The sequence below is a fragment of the Candidatus Margulisiibacteriota bacterium genome (genome assembly GCA_028706105.1).
Classification (GTDB): domain Bacteria; phylum Margulisbacteria; class Riflemargulisbacteria; order GWF2-35-9; family DYQY01; genus DYQY01.
The window spans coordinates 1-16428 of sequence record JAQWCF010000042.1; the positions used below are offsets into that span (position 1 = coordinate 1).

Below are 16428 nucleotides of genomic sequence, written 5' to 3' on the forward strand. Positions count from 1 at the left end.
GAAAAATTAAGTGCCAGCATCTCTAATAATATAGTCATGGAAGATGTGAATAATGCAGAGTCTTTTTATACAGCAGGGACAACTATTTTAGGTGCTGCGAGAGCTGAGTTGATAAACAAAATTAATAGTTTAAATCCAGCAACAGCTTCTCCAGGAGAAATTTTTATATTGCTACAAGCTGCGCAAGAATATCTAGATGCAACAACTGAGGGTGCGAATTCAACGGGTGCGAGGGCTGAGTTGATAAGTAGTATTAATAATTTAAATCCAGAAACAGCTTCTCCAGGAGAAATTTTTAAATTACAACAAGTTGCTCAAGAATACTTAACTGAAACTTCTACTGAAGTTAATCACGCTATATTGTCAGATGCTTTTGCCGAAGGCGGGGCAAGAGCTCTTATGCAAACTGCTTTTGAGATTTCAGTTGATAAAGTTATTGCAGTTGCTCCACCTGGTTCATCAAAATATCAACAAATGCTTTATAGCATGGCAAATACAATTGAAGCACTTTTCGAGACACTATTAGCAATGTCTGATTTTATGGCACAGAGTTCAGAAACCTTAGAAGATCCTGGTTCTTTGTTTCACTTACAACAAGAAATTCAACATGTTAAGGATACAATTAGTACATTAACTGCTGTTGGGTCTTTGGGTACGGATGTTATTAACACTCATTTAACGCAATTTGTAAGAGATTTAAATGGCTAATTAAAGCCGAAAGCAAAAAGCTAAAAGCAAAACACTGGGAACTCTAAAACATTAACGAGGCTGCATGAATAAATAAGCATCTTGTATTTTCGAGGGGAGAGCTTCACTATTTTATTATATGGTCTTTAATCTTTTTTTCAGCTAAAATTTATTGTATGCCAGATAATCAATCACTTGAGATTAAGTTGATAAAAACATTATATTTAAAGTATCAGCAAGAAATAATTAATATTGATGGCGTTTTTATCCAGGCTCAGTTTAACGGACTGTCAGATTTATTGAGTATTTCAATTAAAGAAAAGCCTTTTAATACCAAAATGTTGATCGCAGATATTCAGTTTGTTAACAGGTCATTAGAGATAAGTAATAATGTAAATGAGAGCAAACTCAAGAAAATGGTTCTTGCAAAATTAAAGCAGTATCCTATTTTACTTAATGGGATAGATGCTTTTGTTAATGATAATCAAGAATTGATTGCTTCTTTAAATCAACACAATGAAGAGTTTGAGTCAGTTGAAGTTGAGGCGCAACAGTTAAAAGTGAGTAATAGTTTTAGAAAAATTGCCTTTATATATTTTAACGAAAACGAGGAGTCACAGAAGGTGATTGATGACTACAAAAATATCCAAAGTGAACTATTAAAAAAAATAACCCAATCTAATAAACTATTTTTATTAGATTTATCAAAAAAAGTTCCTCAGTTAGAGCAAAAAAGTGCTGTAATTAAAATTTTACTTAGTAAAATTTGTACGGAGCCAATCGGGAGTCTATTGCTTTTAAAGGTTTTTAAAGCTTAGAAAAATAAACTTTTATTTTATTAGTATCTGGAGAAACAAGAAAACTTTTGCTGTTGATTTCTTGATCACAACCATTAATTTCTGTTTTTAGAATCTGTACAGGAAGATTTATTTCTATCGATTTAGGTGGAGTATGAAATTCACAATTGAGTGATATTTCTAGTTCATTTTCCTTAGTTACTAAATATTTAAAGCTTACCTTACCAAAATGGGTTGGTGCTTTTTTCATTTTTATTTCTTCAAAGAGATGTAACCAGTCAGGAGGGATAACAGGAGTAAGGATAAGTTTATCTTTTTCTTCAAGTATCAGCATGTTCCTGACAATCATTAAAAAGTCAGCAGCAGCCCAACCATGATGACCATCACCTACAACTCCGCCAAAGGTAAAAGGATGGATGGATTCTGGCCAAGTAAAAGTATTGGTAGCTTTATCAAGTAGCCAATAAACTAGGTCTAAGGCTTTTTGGTCTCTTCTAGAAACATAGTATTGTGCAATATGTGCGTTTAGGTAGGTTCCGTGTCCAGAATGATTAATATCGTGGAAGAAAGCGCCATTAGTAAAACAACGTTCTCTGAGCATTTCAACTGTATTTTCGAGTCTTTCATCGTAAGGGTCAAAAAGATATAGTGGATATAGAGCAGCTAAACTACCTATGGCTCCACTATCAATGTATCTGTCAGGACTAATCGGTAGACAAGGTTTGCCTTCTTTTTGTGCTGCAAATTTTAATGACTCATCTAAATCTTTTTTTAGTTTCTCAATAGCTTTCTCAATAAATTTAGTTTCTAATTTTTCTTCTGGCACTTGCTCAATTAAGAACTTGGCATCTTGTAACCCTTTTAAGGACCAGTAGTCATCCCAATAGTAAACGCCATTTGCTCCAAAGTGCTCAGCACTTAACCCCAGAGGCATTATTCCAGTGTAGGGCGACTTTTCTTTGTAAGTTTCTTTTAGTTTTTTAGTAATCCATTTTGCACCATTGTAAACAGAAGGAATCAGTTTACGAAGTAGAATAATGTCTTTTGTAACTCGGTAATATTCCGCGATAATCCAGATGGCTTCACCATTACTATCCCATTCAGTCATTTGTGAGAAAAAGAAGCCATCCAAGCGCTGTCTGGATGGATAGGTCTGTAAAACTTCTTTTGTTTCTTCATAGAACCCACTCTTCAGTAATGCTTGTAAAAGATAAGAAGCATCTCTAAACCAGAAATTATGATAATTAAAAGGACCAGGGGTGATGCTTTTCCCGTCATGGAACAAAAGCATAAAGCTTACATTTGTTTTAAAAGCTTTTTCTAATCTTTTGTCAGGAATACTTATTTCGATTCCTTCTGCTGTTTTTGATGCCCATTCTATGAGTGTCTGCTGTTTATAATTTTCATAGTCACCCTCTAAATAAGCATCTTTAGAGATAACATTGTTTTTATCCATAGTGATTCTACACTCGATAATTTTTTCTTCGTTAGGGTTGAGAAATAAATTATATTCGGCTCCAGCAGTTGCCAGCCCAGCGCTACATTTGATTTCTTGTGGCGTTTCTATTGTTTTATCAGCTAATAGTTCGTTAATATCACCTCTGTCAAAATTAGATAATAATACTCTTGTAGGTTCATCTTTTAAGACAACACCTAAGTGTCCATTAACAAAAAACATGTGATTTTTGTAAGAGCATTTAGAGATAAGGCTTATTCCTTCAGGGTTATATGGTCTAATCGAGATTATTAAGGAAACTTCAGCTCCATTGTCTCCAAAATTAATTATTTTAGAAGAATGGAAAATAGTATCTCTATCTTGGATTGTTTGAACAAAGACAGTTGATGTCACAAAGAAGTCGTCAGCTTCAAAACGCGTTTCAATCACGGGTACACTTCCTAAAACTCTTTGTTTAACGGATTTCATTCTAGAAGGAGCATATAGTTTTCCTTTGTGATAAGCCCAGACATCCACGGACCAACTATAAATTCTTGGTGTAACTAGTCCTCTTACATCAACAATAGCTTCTTTGGTATTGCCTAACTTTCCAATAGCTGTCCAGTTTCTATTGGCAACATTCATGGCTGGAAGTTGAAATCCTCTTGGAATAAATCCAAGTCCTCTGCTGTCATATTGTTGAACAACCCAATAAGGCCACACCCACACAGAGTGAGAAGCAAAAACGATTTGATTAAAAAGTCCTCTAACCATGTTGAGAATATTCATGGATACAAGGTCTTTAGGAAGGCCGCCTTTGCCTTGTTTCCCAACAATAGACATCGGTTTAATGTAATTAATAGCTCTTTCTGGAATCCCAAACTTATCGGCGATGAAATTTATAATAGCTTTATTCATAGATTTAAGCACCATAGTTGAAATACTTTACTATAAATTCTTTAGCTTTATCAATACTGTCTTGGCAAATTCTTTGGTCTTCTAATAGTTTTAAGTAGTTGTGAAGCTCAGCCTCTTTTTTATTTTGTAAGGACGTGAGAATTATTTTTGTTTGTGATTTGTTAATAGTTTGTATCGCTAATGCCAGCGTTTGAACAGGTATTTCATTTAATTTTTCTTTTAAGGTGGTCTTGGGTTGCTTGAAAATATCATTAAATCTGAGCACATATCCTTTTGGTAGGATGTTTTGTTCAGTGATTGTTTTTAGGACTTTGTTTCTATGATGTTCTGGAAGTTTGTCGAAAACTGTGCCTAGCGCATCTGTTTTATCTATAAAATTAGAGATGTTTCCTTTTATGCTTTCTGCTAGTTCTGTAACATATGCTTGGTCTACACCATCAAGATTTAGCAGAGTATTTATCAGTAAGTTTTTGTCTTCCAGATTTTCCCAAATAATTTGAGTAAGTTTATCTGGCAAGTAGTACATAAGAACTGCAATTCTTTTGATGTAATCATCTTCATCTAACCAAGAATCCAGTAATCCTAAAAGCTTAAAAATGTCTCCATCAGTTACGAAATAAAAGGGGTTTTGTCTAGTGATAGCAATGTTTGGTTTATAAATCTGAGGTGTTTGGTAAAGCCTTTGAGTTTTTTTGGCTAGTCCGTAAGTATTGATTATTAAAACCAGCACAATGAACAGAATGGCTAGTATCATGGAATAAACAAAAACAGAAACAACTTTATAGCTGTTAACGAAGGAGTTGTATTGTGAGAAAACATTTGCTTCAAAGTCGGATATTTTTTTATTCATTATATTGTTAATTTTTAGCTCAGTATTAGCAATTTCATTATCAACATATTTAATAAGATATTCTTGATTAGCAGGATTTGGTCTGGCTGCTATTGTTGCACTAAAGGATAGTTGGATAAAAAGTAAAACAAAGATTAGGAATATTTTCTGGTTCAGTTTCATTTTATTATCCTTTCAACTATTTTATTTATATTTACAGGCTTTAAAAATACTGCACTTATGCCTAATTTTTTTAATCTGTTAATGCCTTCGATAGTAAGCTCTTGGGCAACAATTAATATATTAGCATGATAATAATTTTTTTTAATGTCTCTGATAAAAATAAACTCCTCTTCGGTATTATTGTTGATACCAAAAACTAAACAGTCAAAGTAATAGTTTTTTATTTCATTTGTAAGAAAGTTGTTTTGAATGGACACAGTGTAGTCATCTGGTAGTTTGGGAAGCAAGGATTGCTTAAGAGTTAAAGAAAAAAAATCGCAACTATCAATAATAAGAACTTTTTTCATTTGAACCCCTGTGGTTATTTTAGTCTTAACCATATCTTATTAAACAAAAGAGATTTGTTCAATAATTTCAAGTTTAACTATTATATTTCGCATGTTATATTATCTGCATGAACAAATTAATAAAAAAAGATAGATCCATTACTGATATTTTTCAGGAGCAAAAGTTTACATTTTCCGCAGAATTAATCCCTCCTAGAAACGGTGATTCTGTTGATTCGGTTTTCGAAAAAGCAACTGTACTTGCGGGAGCTGGAGTAGATTTTATTTCCATCACCAAAGGCGCGGGCGGGTCACTAAGAAGTGGAACTATTCCTATTTCTTTTGTTATTAAAGAAAAGATTGGCGTGCCGATTGTCGCTCATATAACTTGTATGGAAATGAATCATAAGGAAATAGAGAATTATTTGATAGACCATTCTTATTTAGGTATTACCAATGTCCTGGCTTTAAGGGGTGATCCTCCTACTGGAGTTTTAACCGAGTATAAAGCTGGCGAAGACCAATATCAGTATGCGTATCAGTTAATTGAAAAAATAACCGAATTAAATGAAGGTAAATATATTCTCAGAAAAGGTTATGATAAAGATTCTGTAGATTATCATGTTGGACAGAAGCTGGATTTCACTATCGGTGCGGCTGTTTATCCTCAACCAGAAGATGGTAATGTAGAAAGAAATGTTGGTTATTTGATTGAGAAAATTAACAGAGGTGCCACTTTTGGAATTACTCAGATGATTTATTCTCCAGAAGACTTTGGCGCTTTTATGCAATTATTAAAGAAAAAAGGCTATAACATCCCAATTTTACCTGGCATGAGAGTTATCCAAAAGACGAGTCAGGCTGAGTTTTTGATGAGAAATTTTAAAATTAATATACCTCAGCAATATTTAGATATTTTGAAAAAAGAAAATAATGAAAACGAGATTAAGGAATATATTATAGATTTATCTCTAAAATTTAAAAAAGCAGGCGCACAAGGTGCTCATTTTTTTGTCATGGAAGAGCAATTATTAGTTGCGGATATAATTAAGGAGTTAAGAACTCAATCTAAAGGGGGGAAAAGTGCAAGAACTTGAGTTAAAGAATATCAAGAAGTTTAGGTCAGGAAAAGTAAGAGAAGTTTTTGAATTAGGAGATAAACTGCTTTTAGTTGCTACGGATAGGATCTCGGCATTTGATTTTATTTTACCTCAAGCAATCCCTGATAAAGGAAAAATACTAAATGGAATTTCTTCTTTTTGGTTTGATAAACTAGCTAATATTATTGAAAATCATAAAATAACCGATGACGTAACAAAGTATCCTGCTGAATTACAAGAATATTTAGGGATATTAGAAGGGCGATCTGTTCTTGTTAAAAAGACAGAGGTCGTGAAATTGGAGTGTATTGTCAGAGGATACATCACAGGTTCTGGTTGGACTGACTATAAAAAAACAGGGACTGTTTGTGGCTTTAAGCTTCCAGCAGGGCTATTACATTCACAGAAACTTAATGAGCCTCTTTTCACGCCATCCACCAAGGCAGAAGCTGGTGAACATGATGAGAACATTTCTTTAGCAGAAGCAAAAAACATCGTAGGCAAGGAAGTTTTCGACGAAGTAATGGATAAAAGTTTAGCTCTTTATTGCGCAGCTAGGGATTATGCAGAAACTAAAGGAATAATTATTGCTGATACTAAGTTTGAGTTTGGGATGAGAGACAATAAGATTATCTTAATAGATGAAGCATTAACTCCAGATTCTTCCAGGTTTTGGCCAGCCGACAAATATCAAGTTGGTAAAGATCAGCCAAGCTTTGATAAACAAATTGTTAGAGATTATTTATTGAGTTTAAATTGGGATAAAAATCCACCTGTGCCTGATTTGCCTGCTGAAATAGTTAACAAAACAAGGGCAAAATATATCGAAGCATACGAGATGTTAACTGACCAAAAGTTTTAAGTCTTTTCTGGGGGAGAAGAACCATGGGTAAGAGGTCATTTGTTTTTGCATTTATATTTTATTTATTATTCCTTTCTTTATTAGGATTTCTTGTTAGTAATCATAAATTTAATAAAGGTAAAGAAGTCTTTCAACAAGAAGCTACTCTTTGGAAAGTTATTGGCGATCAGTTGATTAACACAAATAATATGACAGTGGTTTTTCATAGTATTGCTTTACCTAACGGAGTTTATAACATTGTGTACCCTTATCAAATATTTGGTTCAGAATATGAGTTGAAAGATGAAGATTATTTGAAAATAGTTGGACTAGGGATGAATTCTGTTAGATTTTATGTGCAATATTCCTGGCTTAGAGATGACGATATGTTTGATTTTTTCCAGTATTTAGACAAGCAAATAGCCTTAGCAAAAAAACATGGAGTGAGCATTATTCTTAATCTTCATTATTTTGGCGAGGCGGGGCAGGTTCAGCGAGGCGAAGAAGATGGTTTTTATAAGGGCAACAAAAAGTATAATCTAACTGAATTTTGGAAAAAAATATCAGACAAATATAAACATGAAGAGGGTATTGCTGCTTATGATTTAATCAATGAGCCAAGTACTTCTGCAAAATTTACTGAAAAAATGCTTTATGCGAAGTACCAAGAAATAGTAGAAATGTTAAGAGCGAACGGAGATAGGCATATTCTGATCATTTCCGATCCAGTTAATAAGTTTGGTAATGCTTTAAAAAACGAGATTAAAAATGTAAATCCTTTTATCAAATTGTCAGATAATAATATTATGTATCAGTTTCATTGGTATGAACCAATTGAATTTACGCACCAAGGATTTTTTGATTCTGAATATTTTGAACTAGGCGCGGATTATCCTATGGAAAAAAGGCTTGATGCTTATAAAGGAGGATATTACAGAAATCCATATATCTCTGAGACAAAGGGTCAATGGGTGGAATATAAAACATCTTGGGTGGACCTTGATTTATCCAACTGTGAGATAAACAGGGAAGAGGATAAATTTAATTTATCTTTATCATTTTCAGGCTTGAAGGGAGAAGTTTGGTTTGATGATATTAGCCTATACAAGAAAGATGTTAGTGAGAACATTGTTAGGCTTCCTGTTCCTAATTATGATGTTAGCAACTCTAGATCTTTTATCGGCTGGACGAAGAATCCTGCTGCCTCTAAAATGCCCGCACGATGGAATGCCATGAATGACCCAAAAACTAGTGGAATAGAGTGTCGCATAGACTGGGAGAGCGATCATTCAGGGAACGGCTCTGGCTCATTATATGCGAACGGTGCAAAGGCGAAATGGGGTAAGGATAACCCTTGGGCTACTTGGGGTCAAAGTGGAGGGGCATTATCCACTTATTACAATATTGAAAAAGACGTGAAGTATCAGGTGCGTTTTTGGGTGAAGACAGTAAACAACCCTGCTTATAACGTTTCTGTTGGTTTTGGTATCTATAATGTTAAGGAAATTTTATTAAATAAATTTATTATGCAAAATTTAATTCATGAATATTACGCTAAATGGGCAAAAAAGCATAAAGTACCATTGTTTTGTGGAGAGTTTGGAACAACTAACCCTGGATTACTTAATTCATCATTTGCTAGTCCACAGCAAGCCACATATGTTAAAGACATGAAGGATATTTTAAATAAAGAAGTTGGGCATTGGTCTTATCATTCTTATAAATCTTATTCACCAAGATCCGACCTGTTTGGTTTATATAATACCAAAGAGGATAAGCAGATAATAAGAGTTTTAAGGAATAAATAGGAATAACACTCCCCCTCGCCCCCTCTCAAGAGTGGGGATTTTATTAATTTTTTGTCTATTAACCCAATTATTATGAGTTAATATTTTTCTCCCTCTTGAGAGGGAGATGTCCGTTAGGACAGAGGGAGTGTTTAAATTTCCTTCAAAATATGCGAAATAATCTTAAAAGAATTTTCTGATGCAAGCGGAAGGAATTCATTAAAATTCACTAAAGCGCTACCATCTGCTTTGTCTGAGATGGTTCCGATGATGATACAGGGAATATTGTTTAAGAAAGCGACCAAAGCTACTGCAGCTCCTTCCATTTCCACTGCATCACCCTGTAGTTCTTGGAATTTGTTTATTAGTAATAGCTGTTGTTCGTGGGTGACGAAGGTATCTCCTGTCAGAATTCTGCCGAGATGTACTTGATGTTTGTTACTTTTATATGTTTTAGCTAAAGCAATCAGTTTTTTGTCGCAGGGGATAAACCTTATGTCTGTATAGGGAATTTGCCCAATTTTAAAACCTAGATTAGTTACATCCATGTCGTATTGAACTAAATCTTCGGCAATAATAATATCCCCGATGTTTAAATTGTTACTTATTCCTCCAGCAAGACCAGTAAAGATTATTTGCTTAATTGAAAAGTTATTTGCTAGATATTGGGTAAACATAGAAGACATAATTTTGCCTACACCAGATTTTGCAACAATTACAGCTGTATTTTCAAGTTGTCCCTCATAAATAATAAAACTATTCCAAGAATGTTCGCGAGTGATAGTCATGTTTGCAATGATTTTACTGACTTCTTCTGGCATTGCTCCGAGAATTGCTGTTACTTGTTTCATATTAGCTATCTTAGCATTTTTCTACTTGAGCCCTCAAGCAGAAGGCTTTTTTAGAGCTAAGTATTTACTTGTTTAGAAGTTAGTAGTTTTGGTATACTTTTCAATTATGGGTGCTAAGTTTATTGTTTGGGATAAGTACTTAGAGGTTGGAAATGTCAAGATTGATGGCCAACATCAGGGCATTTTAGATATTATCAATGAGCTGTATCAGTCTGCTGTAAGCGGTGAAGTTGTGGACATCTCTGTGCTAGTTAAGACTCTTGTTGATTATTCTATTCATCATTTGATGGATGAAGAGGAATTAATGGAGGAGATAGGGTACCCAGAGTTAAATCATCATCGCGAACTTCATAATATACTTAGAAGAGAGACATTGAAAGTGAAAAACGCGAAGCATAGCAATGCAGAAAAGCAACTAGAACTTTTACGCTTTCTTAGAGATTGGTGGTTGACTCATATTGCTCAAGAGGACAGAAAATATGTGCCTTATTTAAATAGCTAAAATTCTGTTTATGTGTTTGATTGTTTAATTTTAATTTAGCTTGGTGTATACCCATTATTGTGATTATTAGTGTCATTCCCGCGTAGGCGGGAATCTGTCGTTTTAAAAAATATTATAAAAGTTGACGAATAATAGATTATTGGAACAAGTCCGATGATGACGAAACTATAAACAAATCAACTTTCTTCCTTTTTACCATTTACTATTTACTATTATAAATACCCCCTCAGTCCGCCTCAGGCGGACAGCTCCCCACAGGGGTGAGCGCAGAATTTTTAATAAATTTTAGTTTGAATTTATCTCCCCCTTGAGGGGAGATGTCTCGCTTACGAGACAGTGGGGGTTCTTTCCCTCCATTCCTCCAATCATCTATTTCCTATTTACGATTAACCATTAACCATTTACAATTTACCCCTATGTATAATCATTTAAATTTCGAGAAAAAGTGGCAAGATAAGTGGGATGAAGCACAGATATACAAAACTGTTGAAGATAGCTCTTTCCCAAAAGATAAACGTTACTATATTTTAGACATGTTTCCCTATCCATCAGGAGCAGGTTTACATGTTGGACATCCAGAAGGGTATACGGCTTCAGATATCTTAGCAAGATTCAAGCGTATGAATGGTTTTAATGTTCTTCATCCAATGGGTTGGGATGCGTTTGGATTGCCAGCTGAAAACTATGCCATTAAAACAGGTACACAGCCAGCTATAACTACACAAGCAAATATTGATAATTTCAAACGTCAGATCAAAAGCATCGGATTTTCCTATGATTGGGATCGAGAGATAGATACAACAGATCCTCATTATTTTAAGTGGACACAATGGATTTTTTTAAAGCTCCTCGAAAATGGTTTAGCCTACGAGGATACTTTTCCTATTAATTGGTGCCCTTCCTGCAAGACAGGGCTTGCTAACGAAGAGGTTGTGGATGGTAAATGCGAACGCTGTGGCGAGCAAGTTACCAAGAAAAAACTTCGTCAGTGGATGCTGAAGATTACCGCTTATGCTGAAAGACTTTTAGCTGACCTAGAAGAGCTTGATTGGCCTGAAGCCATTAAACTTATGCAGAGAAACTGGATAGGCAAAAGTATAGGTGCTGAAGTGGATTTTCAGCTGGATAACAGTGATGATGTTATCAAAGTATATACAACTAGACCAGACACTCTATATGGTGCAACTTACATGGTTCTTTCACCAGAGCATCCTTTGGTTAAGAAGATAACAATTGCTGAGCAAGAGAAAGAAATAAAGGAATATATTCGTAAGGCAAGTTTGATGTCTGATACTGAAAGAGTTTTTTTAAACAAAGAAAAAACAGGTGCCTTTACTGGTGCCTATGCGCTTAACCCTTTAAATGGAACAAAGATTCCTGTTTGGATAGCGGATTATGTTCTTAGTTCCTATGGAACGGGCGCTATTATGGCAGTCCCAGCTCACGATGAAAGAGATTTTGAGTTTGCAACTGTCTTTGGGTTGCCAATTATCCAAGTAGTTAAAGATAACAAGTCCCCTTTAGGGGATTTAGGGGCTACTTTTACTGGAGAAGGTATCGCTATTAATTCTGGTGAATACAATGGACTTACGACTGCGGAATTCAAGAAGGCAGTAATCGCTTTTTTAGAAAAAAAAGGAGCAGGCAAGGGCGCTGTTAATTTTAAATTAAGGGACTGGGTTTTTTCTCGTCAACGCTATTGGGGTGAGCCTATTCCCGTTGTACATTGTCCTACTTGTGGAGTTGTTGGTATTCCTGAGAGTGAACTTCCGTTGGAGTTACCCAAAGTTGATAAATATGAGCCATCTGGTACAGGAGAATCTCCTTTGGTAAATATTCGAGAATGGATGGAAACTACTTGTCCGAAATGTGGGGAAAAAGCAGAAAGAGAGTCCAACACAATGCCACAATGGGCTGGTTCGTCTTGGTATTTTCTTCGTTACATAGACCCACTTAATAGTGAAAAGTTAGCGGATATTGATAAGCTTAAATACTGGTTGCCTGTTGATTCTTATATTGGTGGCGCAGAACATGCTGTCTTGCATCTTTTGTATGCTCGCTTTTGGCATAAGTTTTTGTTTGATATTGGCGTAGTTCCTACTAAAGAACCTTTTTATAAGCTCACTAATCAAGGACTTATTATGGGCGAAGATGGTCAAAAGATGTCTAAGTCTTTAGGTAATGTTGTAAACCCTGATGATGTCATTCAAGAGTCAGGCGCAGATGTTTTAAGATTGTATGAAATGTTTATGGGTCCACTTGAAGTAAGTAAGCCTTGGTCAACAAAGAATATTATTGGAACAAGAAGATTTCTGGAAAAGGTTTGGCGCCTTTTTGAAAAAGATCTTGTTTCTGCTTCACCAACGGAGGATAGCTTAAGGACAATGCATCAGACGATAAAAAAAGTGACAGAAGATACGGATGCATATAAGTTTAATACAGCTATTAGTGCGTTAATGGTTTACGTTAACGATTTGGGTAAATTAGACAAATTGCCTAGAGTGTTGCTAGAAACATTGCTTATTTTGTTGGCGCCATATGCTCCTCATCTTGCCGAAGAATGTTGGTGTGAGTTGCTTGGTAACAAGTTTAGTGTACATAAACAAAAGTGGCCAAAGTATGATAACAACTATTTGGGCTTAGACACTTGTGAAGTGGTCTTTATGATTAATGGTAAATTGAGAGCAAAAGAGACTTTTCCCATTGGTTCAGCAAAAGAAGAAATGTTAAAAGTAGCAAAAGTAAGTTTAGCTAGTTACCTTGAGAATAAAGAGATAGTTAAAGAGATTATCGTCCCGAATAAATTAGTGAATATCGTAGTTAGGTAATCCCCCTCTCTGTTTTTTAAAGCAAAACAGAGTGTCCCCCTTATAAAGGGGGAATTATTTCATGTATAATATATTTATGGTTTATTATGTAGACAAAGATTGGCTAATTAATAATGGACTAATTTCTAATGGCAAAACACCACCTTATAATCCAAAACTTACAGAAAAAGCAAAAAAACTGCGAAAAGAAATGACTAAAGCTGAATGTATGCTTTGGTTCCAGTTCTTAAAAGAACATACCTATAGGTTTCAAAGACAAAAAGTTATAGACCATTATATTGTTGATTTTTATTGTTCAAAAGCTAAGTTGGTTATAGAAATAGATGGAAGTTATCATTATGATAACGACCAGTTTCAATATGATCAAATTCGGACAGAAAGATTAAGTATTTATAACCTTACAGTTATTAGATTTTCTAATCAAGAAATTTCCGATAATTTTAATAAAGTTTGTGAAGTAATTAATTCCCACCTAAATCCCCCTTTATAAGGGGGAAACCTTTGCGATAAGCAAAGGAGGGGGATAAGTTATTAAACCGTTACTGGGTCTGATTCCCAAATTCCATGTACGTTACATCTGGATCTTGCTGTAATAACTGCACCAGGCTTTACATTTAAAGCAAAGGTTGTGACTGGTTCCATGATTACTGCAGAGAATTCTGTTCTTCCAACGTAGAGTTCATTAACTCTAATAATTGTCCACTGAAACCAATGGTCCATTTCATTTGGATGTTTTCCTCCACCTGCATTAACATTAACTAGCACTGTGCTGTCATTTAGTCTTTCAACTTTTAGTATAGGTACATGTTTTTCAGATGTTTTTTGTTCCATCGCGGATTTTGATGTGTTAACTTGATCGAATAAGCTCATTTTTTTCCTCCTTTTTTCTTTTTATAAATTATAAAGGGTTTAGATGGTGGAATACAAGTAGTAAATATTTAATGGTGAATAGTAAACAGTGAAAAGATGAATAGTGGAAGAGTATGGAAATACAGAATAAACTAGAATTATGTTTTCAAACACCCAATTAATTGAACTGAAGAACAGTACGGAAGTGAATATCTAATGCTTAATGAAATGAAACGTAGGAAAATAAGGACGATTACATCACCCGACGTAAGTTATTAAAAACTTCTAACAAAGCACATTGACGTCACCCTCTCCAAATGTTTGGAGAGGGTCAGCAGCACCTTAGTTCATAAGTAAATAAATGTGTTTTCTGCTGGGTGATAGTCTCGAGTTCTGTATATTCCTCGAGCTGAAAGCGAGAATAGGCAATTAACAATAAAGAACTATCTAAAAATACGTTTTCTATACTCCATATGTTTGCTTGGAATAAGCAGTCCAGCTACTCCCCAATCAACTTCTTTGTAGTGTCTCCAATCTAACCATTGTTTGATGAATGATGGTCTCTTCCCAGGTTCAAACTCATGAAAAGAACCATTATAGATGCGAGTTTGAAGATTTTTTGGGTCAAGGGTGTCTTTAAATAAAGTATCTTTAATTTTTTCAATGTCTTTTTTTTCAAAAATATTTGGATTATCTGATTTAAAACCATTGGTTGGTCTATTCAGTTTTTGTCTTATAGACCTTTCTGGATAATGTCTGATAATTGGATAATCCCAAAGTGGTTTATTTTTAAGTCCGTATGGAAGAACCCTAGCTATTTGGTCTAATTTAAAAAATATTCCTTTTTTGTTTTTAAATTGTCGTATTTCCAGTCCACCAGGGTTGAAGTATTTTAGTCTTTCATTTAATGGAGCAAAGTCATCGTAGTTTTCTTTTTGAGAAGTATGTAAAAAAAAGTTCAGCATATGCCAATTAACAATGTCCGCACCTTGTTTTTCTGCTTTTACTGTTATTTCGTTAGGATTATCCACAAATATTTCATCGCCATGTAGCAAAGAAAACCAACCATCATAGCCATATCTTTTTTGTGCTTCTTCAAGTAGGAACTGTCTTGACCCATCAGTGACCTTTCTTTTGGGGAATATTTGCTCATCTCTTAAATAGTAGACTACGTTATTATAACTTTGGAGTATTTCAGGTGTTTTATCTGTAGAGCCATCTAGTACAAGTATTTTATCAAAGTATTTTTTATGACTTTCCATGGTTTCTTCAATAATATCTTCTTCGTTGTAGGTCATCATTAATCCAATGTTTTGCATATTTTTTCTCCTTTTTTATTAATTAGTTTTAAACACATAGTATTTATTTGTAAAATAGGACATTAAGGCTGTAATTATTGTACTAATCGCACCGCTTATTAGTTCATTAAATCCAAAAACCAAAAATATTTTGATAATTCCAACATAAAGAGAATAAATTATCAGATAAGAAAAAACAAATTTAAAAATAAGTTTATTGTCACTATTTTTGAACACTAACGACCCATATGTTTTGAAGTTAAAGAGTATTCCAAGGAGATAAGATGCTGTTGCTGCAAAAGCAAAATTAAAGTGTAGTAAAATAAAAAAAGAATAAATTATATAACTAAAGATGGTATTTAGAATGCCAACTAAAATAAATTTAACTTGCTCAAGCTTTAATATGTTGATAATTTTTGGCATAGCTTATGAGAAGTATAATATAAGTTCAAGGTAATTACACCATTTCATTAACAAATAAACGACTAATCCTTCCCTTTTTAAGGGAAGGTGTCAGCTGGTCGCTGAGGTGGTCATTGAGCGGAGCGATGCGTTGAGCCTGTCGAAATGTCGAAATGTTCTCGAAGCGTAGCTGACGGAAGGGTGAATAAACAGTATAATAAATCTATGTTAGACATCTCCGTTGTAATACTTGCCTCTGGCACAGGTTCCAGACTAGGAACAAGGACTCCCAAGCAATTTATAAATTATCAGGGTAAGCCGCTACTAGAATGGTCACTAGCATTTTTTAATGATTTGGATTTTGTTAAAGAAATAATTTTAGTTTTAAGTGAAGAGTATTTAGATAAGGTTAATAGTTTTATTGCTTTAGAGAACTATTCAAAGGTTCATATTGTTAAAGGTGGAGACACAAGGCAAATTTCTTCATTTAATGGACTAAAAGCAGTGGCTGCTGATTATGTTTTTATCCATGACGCAGCTAGACCAAATATTGATGCAGACACAGTTAATAGAATAGTTAAGCAACTTAAGTTTTATAAAGCCGTAGTCCCTTGCATTCCTTCCAGTAATACTATTTATCAGCTTGGTGCTGAGGGAGAAGTAGTTAAAGTTTTGGAGCGAGTAAGTTTGGGAATAGTGCAAACGCCACAGGCCTTTAAGACTAAGCTTATAAGAGAAGCTCATGAAAAAGCAAAGGCAGAGAATAAAATAGACTTTACTGATGATGCTGGGATG

The 16428-nt window shown here is 34.4% G+C and carries 16 protein-coding genes; 9 read left to right on the forward strand and 7 right to left on the reverse strand.

Features of this window, described 5'->3' with window-relative positions; translation table 11 throughout:
* Window positions 1–708: hypothetical protein (locus PHF25_05590; GenBank protein ID MDD4527493.1), on the forward strand; the 708-nt coding region annotated here is incomplete at its 5' end.
* Between the two features lie 155 nt (window positions 709–863).
* The gene (locus PHF25_05595) at window positions 864–1505 is read left to right on the forward strand and encodes a hypothetical protein (protein MDD4527494.1); all 642 of its coding nucleotides are present in this window, start codon (window positions 864–866) and stop codon (window positions 1503–1505) included.
* Here the strand turns inward: PHF25_05595 and PHF25_05600 are convergent.
* From PHF25_05600 to PHF25_05610, 3 genes are read right to left on the reverse strand one after another with little or no spacing between them, the layout of a single operon-like run.
* Window positions 1495–3837, reverse strand: a complete 2343-nt coding sequence (locus PHF25_05600; protein MDD4527495.1) for a hypothetical protein — start codon at window positions 3835–3837, stop codon at window positions 1495–1497. The genes PHF25_05595 and PHF25_05600 overlap by 11 nt on opposite strands.
* Before the next feature lie 4 nt (window positions 3838–3841).
* Window positions 3842–4849 carry a hypothetical protein gene (locus PHF25_05605; protein MDD4527496.1) on the reverse strand — a complete coding sequence of 336 codons (1008 nt, stop codon included), beginning with the start codon at window positions 4847–4849 and terminating at the stop codon, window positions 3842–3844.
* Entirely contained in the window at window positions 4846–5196 is a 351-nt protein-coding gene (locus PHF25_05610) for a hypothetical protein (protein ID MDD4527497.1), read from the reverse strand. Before PHF25_05610 ends, PHF25_05605 begins: the two co-directional genes overlap by 4 nt.
* A 107-nt stretch (window positions 5197–5303) precedes the next feature.
* Here PHF25_05610 and PHF25_05615 point away from each other — a divergent pair, with 107 nt between their 5' ends.
* The 3 genes from PHF25_05615 to PHF25_05625 are packed head-to-tail and all read left to right on the forward strand — an operon-like array spanning window position 5304 to window position 8924.
* Entirely contained in the window at window positions 5304–6272 is a 969-nt protein-coding gene (locus tag PHF25_05615) for a methylenetetrahydrofolate reductase (GenBank protein MDD4527498.1), read from the forward strand.
* A complete protein-coding gene (locus PHF25_05620; GenBank protein ID MDD4527499.1) occupies window positions 6259–7137 on the forward strand; it encodes a phosphoribosylaminoimidazolesuccinocarboxamide synthase in 879 nt (292 codons plus the stop codon). The genes PHF25_05615 and PHF25_05620 overlap by 14 nt, the downstream gene beginning before the upstream one ends.
* A gap of 23 nt (window positions 7138–7160) precedes the next feature.
* On the forward strand, window positions 7161–8924 hold the full coding sequence (locus PHF25_05625) for a cellulase family glycosylhydrolase (GenBank protein MDD4527500.1): 1764 nt from the start codon (window positions 7161–7163) through the stop codon (window positions 8922–8924).
* Window positions 8925–9055: 131 nt separating this feature from the next.
* Here the strand turns inward: PHF25_05625 and PHF25_05630 are convergent, their stop codons facing one another.
* Window positions 9056–9754: a 5'-methylthioadenosine/adenosylhomocysteine nucleosidase gene (locus tag PHF25_05630; protein ID MDD4527501.1), complete on the reverse strand. Its 699-nt coding sequence runs from the start codon at window positions 9752–9754 to the stop codon at window positions 9056–9058.
* Window positions 9755–9860: 106 nt separating this feature from the next.
* On the opposite strand from PHF25_05630, the gene PHF25_05635 reads away from it, so the two are divergent.
* From PHF25_05635 to PHF25_05645, 3 genes are all read left to right on the forward strand, one after another.
* Entirely contained in the window at window positions 9861–10256 is a 396-nt protein-coding gene (locus PHF25_05635) for a hemerythrin family protein (GenBank protein ID MDD4527502.1), read from the forward strand.
* Window positions 10257–10672: 416 nt separating this feature from the next.
* Window positions 10673–13084 (forward strand): leucine--tRNA ligase, encoded by a 2412-nt coding sequence (gene leuS, locus PHF25_05640; protein MDD4527503.1) that lies wholly within the window; start codon window positions 10673–10675, stop codon window positions 13082–13084.
* A 61-nt stretch (window positions 13085–13145) separates the two neighbouring features.
* Window positions 13146–13574, forward strand: coding sequence for a DUF559 domain-containing protein (locus PHF25_05645; GenBank protein MDD4527504.1), 429 nt, complete (start codon window positions 13146–13148; stop codon window positions 13572–13574).
* Window positions 13575–13615: 41 nt separating this feature from the next.
* Here PHF25_05645 and PHF25_05650 read toward each other — a convergent pair whose 3' ends face one another.
* From PHF25_05650 to PHF25_05660, 3 genes are all read right to left on the reverse strand, one after another.
* Window positions 13616–13954: a desulfoferrodoxin family protein gene (locus tag PHF25_05650; GenBank protein MDD4527505.1), complete on the reverse strand. Its 339-nt coding sequence runs from the start codon at window positions 13952–13954 to the stop codon at window positions 13616–13618.
* A 422-nt stretch (window positions 13955–14376) separates the two neighbouring features.
* On the reverse strand, window positions 14377–15252 hold the full coding sequence (locus tag PHF25_05655) for a glycosyltransferase family 2 protein (protein MDD4527506.1): 876 nt from the start codon (window positions 15250–15252) through the stop codon (window positions 14377–14379).
* Between the two features lie 18 nt (window positions 15253–15270).
* Window positions 15271–15654, reverse strand: coding sequence for a GtrA family protein (locus tag PHF25_05660; protein MDD4527507.1), 384 nt, complete (start codon window positions 15652–15654; stop codon window positions 15271–15273).
* Between the two features lie 204 nt (window positions 15655–15858).
* Between PHF25_05660 and PHF25_05665 the strand changes: the two genes are divergently transcribed.
* Window positions 15859–16428, forward strand: a 570-nt coding sequence (locus PHF25_05665) for an IspD/TarI family cytidylyltransferase (protein ID MDD4527508.1), incomplete at its 3' end; no start/stop codon positions are given.

Coding starts and splice junctions, on each gene's coding strand:
- PHF25_05615 (MDD4527498.1), top strand. CDS start 5,304: ATGAACAAATTAATAAAAAAAGATAGATCCATTACTGATATTTTTCAG.
- PHF25_05610 (MDD4527497.1), bottom strand. CDS start 5,196: ATGAAAAAAGTTCTTATTATTGATAGTTGCGATTTTTTTTCTTTAACT.
- PHF25_05600 (MDD4527495.1), bottom strand. CDS start 3,837: ATGAATAAAGCTATTATAAATTTCATCGCCGATAAGTTTGGGATTCCA.
- PHF25_05635 (MDD4527502.1), top strand. CDS start 9,861: ATGGGTGCTAAGTTTATTGTTTGGGATAAGTACTTAGAGGTTGGAAAT.
- PHF25_05630 (MDD4527501.1), bottom strand. CDS start 9,754: ATGAAACAAGTAACAGCAATTCTCGGAGCAATGCCAGAAGAAGTCAGT.
- PHF25_05645 (MDD4527504.1), top strand. CDS start 13,146: ATGTATAATATATTTATGGTTTATTATGTAGACAAAGATTGGCTAATT.
- PHF25_05650 (MDD4527505.1), bottom strand. CDS start 13,954: ATGAGCTTATTCGATCAAGTTAACACATCAAAATCCGCGATGGAACAA.
- leuS (MDD4527503.1), top strand. CDS start 10,673: ATGTATAATCATTTAAATTTCGAGAAAAAGTGGCAAGATAAGTGGGAT.
- PHF25_05655 (MDD4527506.1), bottom strand. CDS start 15,252: ATGCAAAACATTGGATTAATGATGACCTACAACGAAGAAGATATTATT.
- PHF25_05595 (MDD4527494.1), top strand. CDS start 864: ATGCCAGATAATCAATCACTTGAGATTAAGTTGATAAAAACATTATAT.
- PHF25_05660 (MDD4527507.1), bottom strand. CDS start 15,654: ATGCCAAAAATTATCAACATATTAAAGCTTGAGCAAGTTAAATTTATT.
- PHF25_05605 (MDD4527496.1), bottom strand. CDS start 4,849: ATGAAACTGAACCAGAAAATATTCCTAATCTTTGTTTTACTTTTTATC.
- PHF25_05625 (MDD4527500.1), top strand. CDS start 7,161: ATGGGTAAGAGGTCATTTGTTTTTGCATTTATATTTTATTTATTATTC.